The sequence below is a fragment of the Methylobacterium sp. E-046 genome (genome assembly GCF_022829625.1).
Taxonomy (GTDB): domain Bacteria; phylum Pseudomonadota; class Alphaproteobacteria; order Rhizobiales; family Beijerinckiaceae; genus Methylobacterium; species Methylobacterium longum.
Genome location: NZ_JAKSYP010000065.1, coordinates 1 through 803 on the forward strand (window position 1 = coordinate 1; position 803 = coordinate 803).

General features: G+C 73.6%; 1 pseudogene. It reads left to right on the plus strand.

Features of this window, described 5'->3' with window-relative positions:
- Positions 1-803 (plus strand): annotated as a pseudogene (locus tag MKK82_RS04090) (glycosyl transferase); the annotation flags it as partial.

Here is an 803-nt window from a genome sequence, read left to right on the forward strand (position 1 = left end):
GGACACGGGCTGGCTGGGCGCGATCGGGCGGGAGCCCGTGGACCGGGCGGCGCTGCTCGACCTGCAGGCGCGGCTGGCGGCGGCGCAGTTCGACCACGGCTTCTACCGGGCGCGCTACGGGCTCGCCGAGGCCGCCGACGCGGTGCGCGACTACTGCGACACCGGCTGGCGGAAGGGCCGCAACCCCAGGCCCGACTTTAACGGCTGGGCCTACCGGGCGCATCATCCCTACGTGGAGGCCACGGGCATCGCGCCCTTCGTCCACTTCCTGGCGACGGCGCTGCTGCGCGGCGCCGATGTCTCGGATGCCGGTTTCGATCCGCGTTACGGCACCATGCCCTCCGCGGAGGATGCGGAGCTGTTCGAGCAGGCGCGTCTGATCGAGCCCCTCTTCGACGCGCCCTGGTACCTGAGGCGCTACCCCGACACCCGCGGCTTCGAGAACGGTCCCGCCATCCACTTCCTGTCCCACGGGCAGGAGGAGGATCGCGACCCGAGCGGGACCTTCTCGACGCGGTTCTATCGCCGGGCCTACGGCCACCTGCTGGCGCCGGGGGAGTCGCCGTTCCTGCACTACGTTCGCACGGGGCGGTCCGCCGGCCTGCCGGCCGCGCCCGAGGATCTCGGCCCCCACCCGCCGATGGACGCCCCCGACCCGCACGCGTGGGACCGCCTGCCCCGGGCCCCGCCCATCTATCAGCCCCGCGTGCTCGTCCTCGTCCCAGCCTACAAGGTCCGCTGCGAGACCCCTCCCGCCCTCCACCCCTGCCTGTCGTCCCCGCACGCCATCCCCTTCGCCCTGC